Origin of the sequence: Flectobacillus sp. (assembly GCF_049240685.1) — a bacterium.
Lineage (GTDB): Bacteria > Bacteroidota > Bacteroidia > Cytophagales > Spirosomataceae > Flectobacillus.
On the sequence record NZ_JBMLSD010000025.1, the window covers coordinates 1 to 7,132 of the forward strand.

At 34.3% G+C, this 7,132-nt stretch carries 6 protein-coding genes; all 6 read right to left on the reverse strand.

Annotation, left to right across the window (positions count from 1 at the left end; genetic code table 11):
- On the reverse strand, positions 1 to 758 hold a 758-nt coding region (locus ACOVQ4_RS01175), incomplete at its 3' end, for a hypothetical protein (protein WP_421818839.1).
- Between the two features lies 1 nt (position 759).
- Positions 760 to 1,644 carry a DUF6175 family protein gene (locus ACOVQ4_RS01180; protein ID WP_421818840.1) on the reverse strand — a complete coding sequence of 295 codons (885 nt, stop codon included), beginning with the start codon at positions 1,642 to 1,644 and terminating at the stop codon, positions 760 to 762.
- Positions 1,641 to 2,114 (reverse strand): hypothetical protein, encoded by a 474-nt coding sequence (locus ACOVQ4_RS01185; protein WP_421818841.1) that lies wholly within the window; start codon positions 2,112 to 2,114, stop codon positions 1,641 to 1,643. The genes ACOVQ4_RS01180 and ACOVQ4_RS01185 overlap by 4 nt, the downstream gene beginning before the upstream one ends.
- A 1-nt stretch (position 2,115) precedes the next feature.
- Complete coding sequence (locus ACOVQ4_RS01190; protein WP_421818842.1) at positions 2,116 to 3,726, reverse strand: hypothetical protein; 1,611 nt, start codon at positions 3,724 to 3,726, stop codon at positions 2,116 to 2,118.
- A gap of 397 nt (positions 3,727 to 4,123) precedes the next feature.
- Positions 4,124 to 4,921, reverse strand: a complete 798-nt coding sequence (locus ACOVQ4_RS01195) for a hypothetical protein (protein WP_421818843.1) — start codon at positions 4,919 to 4,921, stop codon at positions 4,124 to 4,126.
- A 504-nt stretch (positions 4,922 to 5,425) separates the two neighbouring features.
- Positions 5,426 to 6,976 (reverse strand): M61 family peptidase, encoded by a 1,551-nt coding sequence (locus tag ACOVQ4_RS01200; protein ID WP_421818844.1) that lies wholly within the window; start codon positions 6,974 to 6,976, stop codon positions 5,426 to 5,428.
- Between the last annotated feature and the right edge of the window lie 156 nt (positions 6,977 to 7,132).

Sequence of the window (7,132 nt, forward strand, 5' to 3'; positions counted from 1 at the left end):
TTGGATGAGTTGATTTCTCCTTTTTTTAGTAAATAATCTCCGATTTGTTTTGAAATTTTCAATGCCTCCTCTTTACACTTAGAGTTTTTTGGGATGGTGAGCAGCTCCTCAAGTGCTATTTCCATTCGATACTCGATACCAGAGTTTGCCATAATTTTAATTTTTGTGAGTTTTTCATTACAAAACTCCTCATCGTATGCCATATCGATTTTTGTCATTAAGGCTTTGGCATCTTTGTTACAAGTAGTCAATAGCTGGGCAGAAGCTTTTTGATATGCTTCCTTCCATTCTTTATTGATAAAATTTTGCTTGGCTTCTTCAAGTTCAGTTTTACAATTATGATTTGCTTTTGCCAAAAGATATGAATGAATTTCATTATTCATTTTGGTTTGTAGAACTTTGTCTTTGATAAAACTGGATTTGGTTTTGCTGAAAACCTCACTTTTGCTTGGTGCGCTTGTTTCTATTGTATAGCTAAATGTAGTATCCAAATCACCATAATTGTTTACTACTTTAAAGTTGATTTTACTCTTTCCAACATACTTGGTAGTTAAACCCTCGATTTTGAATACCTTCGATAGGTCAACTTCACAACTTAAGGTTATTTTACTGTTAGCTTCGATACCAAAGTTTTCAGGTTTGATGTTAAGCAGAGACTCTATTAAATCAACCTCCCCACTTGGTAGAATCGAAATTTTTTGTGCTTGGCATATCTGACACCACAAGAGTATGATAATAGTTTTGAGAAGTATTTTCATTTTACTTTATCGAAAAAATTATACTGTTTCCGTTGATTACTTGAGTGCATTGTAAATCTTTTGTTCTAAGGAATTTTCTAAAATCAGCGGCAAACCTTGAAATTCTGAAAGGATTGCCCTCCGCATCTTTCATTGGTACTTTTACCATATCGAAATTGATTTGGGCATCTGTAGAGCCCTGAACGTGATACTTGTTCTTAAAGCTTTTTTCTTGAATAAAATCCTCTATTGCATCACTCAGCAGATTACCATCTTTATCAATCTCTTTTCCCATTTTTAATTTCGAGCCTTCTAATATTCCTACACGAACAGTAATAGTTCGGCCATTGACACGAATATCATCAAACTTTTGTTGAATGGTATTTAACAAATTGGGAACTTCTGTTTCTGCTAGTTTTTCCACCAATTTGTCAAAGTTGGTAGTGTAAAATTTTGGTGAATTAGCGACTTTGTTGGCAAAAGATTCCGCCGAAAACGTATCGTAGGCAGTCATAATCAAGGTTACACTATTGCCAGACGAAGAGTAGTTGGGTTTGCATTCTACCTCTACGTAGATATCTGCGCCAGAATTATTTATTACCTCATCTTTTATGGATGATTTTTGATCGCTTTGTAAAGCCAATGATGCTTCGGCTTGTTTAATTTTGGCTCTGAGGTCAATAGTATTAACCCCACGTTGATCAAAAGCTTCTTTCACTTTAGTAATACCCACCCTAACTAGTGAATTGTTTTCAAAAGCATCTCTAAGGTTAATACCCTCCGAAGTAAAAGGTATCACCATTATCGTTGGCTGGTTGTTTGGCTTTTCTTCAACCTTGGTTTGGGCGTAAGATACTGTGCAACAAACAGATGTTGCAATGAGGTAGAATAATTTTAAAATTTTCATAATCCAAATTTTCTAATAATGTTATTGTTTTCAAGATATTTTCTTAGAGCTGGAACATCAAATGTCACCTTTTGAACAACAAATATTCCATTGGCATCATGTCGTTCTATGATTTCTGAGCCTGTTATGTAATTTTTGTAACCATTTCTAAAAACAAGGTTATCTAAAACTAGTTGATTTTTTTTGTAGGCATCAAGTTCATCAGGTATCAATGGAGCTTCTTGATTAGAGCCAGGGATTCCTCGGTAAAGAATATTTTCCAAAGCATTCATTTCGGCAAATAGGATAGCCTTATTTAGATTTTCGGCCATTCCTTCACATTTTACAGAAAGTAGTCCTTTGTCAGATGAAATCACGTTTACTTTTCCAGTTCTAACATAGTCGAATGAGTTTTTAATTGGGGTAGTTTTAGGGGCGCATGCGCTCAATTGACATAGTAGCAATATGAGCAGAAGATGTTGAACTTTCATATTATTTGATTTTATATTCTATGTTAATTTGTTTGTTTGCATTCAAGGCTTCAAGTAGCTCTTTTTCACCCTCTTTAATGGTAAGTTCACATATAAAGTCGGAGATAATTTCAGTAACCTTCCCCTCCGCTATAGCTACTTTTCGTTGCAAAACTTTATTTCCTACTTTTTCTTCTTCTTTGATAAAGATGGAAACTCTTTCGCCATAACTAAATCCGAAATCACTGTAGAGATAAATTTCCTTAACTTTCTTCTTATTGGCCTCCTTAACTTTCAAAAATTCCATACTTTTTTGAGATACATCCAAGAAGATATTCTTTGCGATGGTTTTATCTACGTTAGAAAATGAACTTTCTGAGCCAATAATTCTACCAGTTTCTATATCGGTAACCATTAGATTTTCAGCGTCTTTATAAAATAGGTATTTTACCCCCAATTGCTTATTCAGTAGTGCCTCATTATTAAAATCAAAATAATTATCCGATTTTGCTAGTTCTTGAAAATAAGTAAGTTCTGGGGCGTTTCTTTCAATCGTGTTGATGACAGGTATCGAAATGAGGGTTTTCTCAAGTGCGTTTGCACAAAACAAACACTCCTTCCGAATCCCCACATTGTATTCAGTTAGGTTTTTGTTCATACCTTTTATATATTTCAAAGCGCTATTTCTTCCATCAAATAACAATACTTCGTTACCGCTTTTGAGCACTTCGGCAATATCTTTACCTCCACCAATTCCAAACTTTTCTGCGGTACTTTGATTTTCACCCACTTCCGACACACTGAAGGAACCAACATATCTTGTTGTTTTTTTAGCATCAAAATCAAGAATTTCATAGAGTTCGAAAAATTCATTCTTTTGGATTCCGTCTTTTAGAGAGCCATTGAAAGAAATTTGTTTTACTCTTTTTTTGTCACTATCTGCAGGGTCTGGTATTACTTTGAAAGAACGGTCTGAATATTCGCCAGGAAAAAAGTTTAGAGATCTTGCTGTTTCTGTTCCAAAATATACGCACCATTCCTTGAGTTTATCAGCGATAATTGGCTTGTACTTTTGATTTACCTTTTGGAGCATTTTATCATATTGCTTCGGGTCTGATTTTTTGAGTTTGTTGGGGTCTGCACCAAATTCCTCTGCAAATTTTTTTACTTCGATTTTGGTGCCTATTAATGAAAACCGAGTATCAATTGAAACATTAGATATGTCTAGTATTTTTGAGGATTTGACCTCAATATCTTTCGTTTTGAACTGAAAAAACGGATTTATGGTATAAAAAACGGATAAAGTTTTACCTGTTGTGTCGGTAGTCATTTGTAATACTGGCGTCTGATCAAACCCAGTAAGATTGAAGACAATATACTTTACCTTATCAATGGGTTTTGAAATTACCTCGGAAGAATTTAATAGGCTAAGTTTGTGGTCATCAACTCCCCACCAATATAAATGTCGTGAAGGGTTCTGTTTAAGCTTGCTATTAACAGTATTGACGATAGTAGAAATATATGGATCAGAGGCTAATGTATTCTGTATTAGAATTGCCTTATCATATTTTGATTGGGCGGTTATAGTTGAAATTATAAAGCATGTTAGCAAAAAAGTAAAAAGTATTCTCATGATAATGTTATTTAATAGGTAAATATGAGTTTAAGTAAACTTTTAGGAGTTTTGTGTACAATTACAAAAAAATAACTTTTGAAATGATAACATAAGGCGCTGGTAGTCAGGCGTATGTATAATTAGCGGTAAGCTTTTTTTAATTTCTAAATAACCTGAAAACGGAAAGTTTTTTGTTAAGAGTTTTACAATGCATTTTGCAAAAACAGTTTCAAATGCTAAATAACGAGTTCAAGACTCAGTCCTGAACAAGTAAATACAACTTTATTCAGTAACTAAAAAAAAAGAATCCCTGACGTAATCGTAGAATTTTTCGACTAATACAACGGACTGGTAACTCAGATTTAATTTTGCCTGATTCTTAAAGTAGCAGAAAAAAGATAAGATTGTTGGCAATCTAGTTTGTAGTTGGTTTACAAAATAGAGGAGTATTATTATTCAAAAGCTCTAAAAGTTTTTCATTTCCTTCGTAAATTTCTAGTACTGAAAAGTTTTCATCTTCGACCTTCAAGATTTCGCCACTGCTTATGGTATTTTTTCTTGAGATAGTTTTATTTCCAATCTTTTCGTTCACTAGTTCATAGATTTCGATTTTGTATCCAGAACGAAGTCTTAGGTTCGAGCCTGCAGCAATTAGGACTTTTCTTGCTTTTTTACCTTTAGTTTCAAGGACTCTAACTACGGGTATTTCGTTTTCAAAACATTTGGAGCTAATTTCAAGTAACATTCCTGTGACCTGTTGCTTCAAGTCTTTGATGCCAAATAGATTTTTATCCATTTTTTTGTCACTTGAGCAAAGTACTTTTTCGGCCTTTACATCAAGAATTTTGATGATAAGGCTGTAGGTATCGACATCAAACACGCTTTGACATATTAGGTCTACACCCTCACTTTTACCTTGACCAACTACATAACCATCCATAAAACTTTCAGATTTTTGGATTTCTCGCTCATTTTCGATGAGTTGGAAGTTTTTACGGTCAATAGTAATAAAGTCTGCATTATTTGAAAAATAATCAACACAGTAGGCGGGTATAGCCCTAAAAAGGCCATTGTAATCTGAGTCTAGGCCGAATAAATGGCCACTTTTTGAAGAAATAGTACTTAGACTGTAGATACCTATACGTTTTTGTGCATGAGAAGTGTGATTGAACAATCCTAAGAGTAGAATTAAGAGAAATAGTTTTTTAAACATCTGTGGAAGAATGATTGATAAATGAGTAAAATTATGTTTTTTGACAAAGTTAACAGCAATTTATCTCATTTCTAGGCCTGATAAAAAACTTCATAATAGTTTTATAAAATAATTTAAGCTAAAAGGAAGAATAGACAAAACTCAAAATTAAGTTAGTACACAAAACAAAATTTAACTTTTGGCTTACAGCTTGGAGCTTTTGGTGCTGGGCTTCTGAAAAAAGTATGTCTGTAGTTATTAAAGCATTTTAAATCTCTTGGCCTGTTGACTAGTGTAGACTATTTATCTCTCATTTTGCTCAAAAACTTATCAATTGACTGATTTCCTATAGAAGTACAATTATTTGATTATTAAACTAACAACCAAAATAATATTGAAATTACACACCTTGGGCAATGGGTATTCGGTCGTGGGCTTTAGACAAAATCATATTTGTGGTTATGATAAAATAGGTTAAAACCATTTGTCCAGAACCCACAACTTATGGCAAATTTAGTACTGTAACTAAATGCTTCCTAACCAGCTTTTTAGAATAGCCTCTTGCTTGGGAGTAATAGAAACTTTTCTCGAAACAGTCCATTTATGTGTTGTTTCGTCTACACTCACTTCCAAACCCGCATAACCCAAATACGTGGAATAGTCCAATTCTTTGGTATTGTAGATATACTCAAATTCTGCACTTAGGGACTGTCCTGCAATTGTTTCGCATGCCTGTCGGAACTCTGCATCGGTAAAGCCTCGTTTGAGTTTTTTGTAATAATAATGATACAAATAGCGCATGACGTCATCTAAGGATTTCTGGTTATTGCTTGCATTTCTAATGGCTAAATCTACAATCCAGCCCACTAGAGGGCCTTTTTCATAATATGAAATAGACTTTGAAGCATCTTTTCCCGAAGTCCCGAACGGCCCATCTTTCCAAGTATCATAACTAGCTTGAGTTAGTGACTGGTGCAATCTTCCTGGGTTGTTCTGAATATTTGTGATGTTTCTTGAAAGATTGGTCAGCACTTCTGACTCCGAAATAAGTCCAGCTCTTTTTACCAAAAGATACTCATAATATACTGTCAGACCTTCGCTTATCCAAAGCTGATTGGTATGGTTCATTTGACTGTAATCAAAAGGACCCAACTCAAACGGGCGAATGCGTTTTACATTATAATGATGGAAATATTCGTGTGTTAAAAAATTCAATATCTTTATTTCAACCTCTCTTTGACTAAGATTTTCGCCAGTAAAACTTACTGTTGTATTATTCAGGTGCTCGATACCGCCGTTTCCTGGGCCAATTCCTATAAAAGTATACTCCTGATAAGGAATATCACCCACCAGTGAAGTAGCTTGTTCTATAATTTTTTGAAGCTGACTCATCAAACGTACTTTATCAAATTGTCCCATTTTATACCCCACAAAGCGGTGCTTTTTACCTCCAACTTCAAAAGAAGGTAATTCTTCAAGGTTTCCTGAAAGGATTGGACAATCGTACAATATATCAAAATCAGAAGCCATAAATTCATGCTTTTTCCCAATTACTGGTGTTAGTCCAGTAGCTACATCCTTCCAAGGTGTTTTTACTTTAATTTTTACGGGACTATGTAAAAACTCGGGCACATACAAAAACGCAGCCGTTGTAACTACGTATGCATGTGCACTATCTACAATAGCTGCTGCCACAAAGTTGCGCTTGGCTGTTACCGAATACTTGATACTGAAAGGGGTGTTTTTGGGTAAAATTAATTGCCAAATATTCTCTGCCTTTTTGTGAAGCTTCAAAATCTTTCCTTTAGCATCTTTCGCTTCGATGGTATTTACCTGTTTGGCATAAGACATAATTTGATAATACCCTGGCATCCATTGGGGCATCGTAAAATCTAAAGTGTCTTGGGGGAATCCTTCGCTTCTTAATACCACTGTGAAGCTTTGATTTTGAGGCATACCAAAATCAATGGTATAATCAAAGCGTATTTTTTTTGAAGTTTGAGCAAAGGTATTTACTGAGACTGCAAATAATCCAATTATGAGAAGCCTTAGACCTATTTTAAGATAGTTACTCATCGAAATAGTTCAATTAGAGGGTTGATAAAGGTAAAGAAATGAATTTACTCAAATATTCGATGCAATTTAGCTTTAGGTTAAAATATGCAAAGCATGGATAATTTTTGAATTGATTTTGGGCATTTCTAGTTGAGTGAGTGAACTAAATTAGATTTG

Bases quoted from the DNA above. Each gene is read 5' to 3' on its own strand.
- ACOVQ4_RS01180 (WP_421818840.1), bottom strand. From the start codon at position 1,644: ATGAAAATTTTAAAATTATTCTACCTCATTGCAACATCTGTTTGTTGC.
- ACOVQ4_RS01185 (WP_421818841.1), bottom strand. From the start codon at position 2,114: ATGAAAGTTCAACATCTTCTGCTCATATTGCTACTATGTCAATTGAGC.
- ACOVQ4_RS01190 (WP_421818842.1), bottom strand. From the start codon at position 3,726: ATGAGAATACTTTTTACTTTTTTGCTAACATGCTTTATAATTTCAACT.
- ACOVQ4_RS01195 (WP_421818843.1), bottom strand. From the start codon at position 4,921: ATGTTTAAAAAACTATTTCTCTTAATTCTACTCTTAGGATTGTTCAAT.
- ACOVQ4_RS01200 (WP_421818844.1), bottom strand. From the start codon at position 6,976: ATGAGTAACTATCTTAAAATAGGTCTAAGGCTTCTCATAATTGGATTA.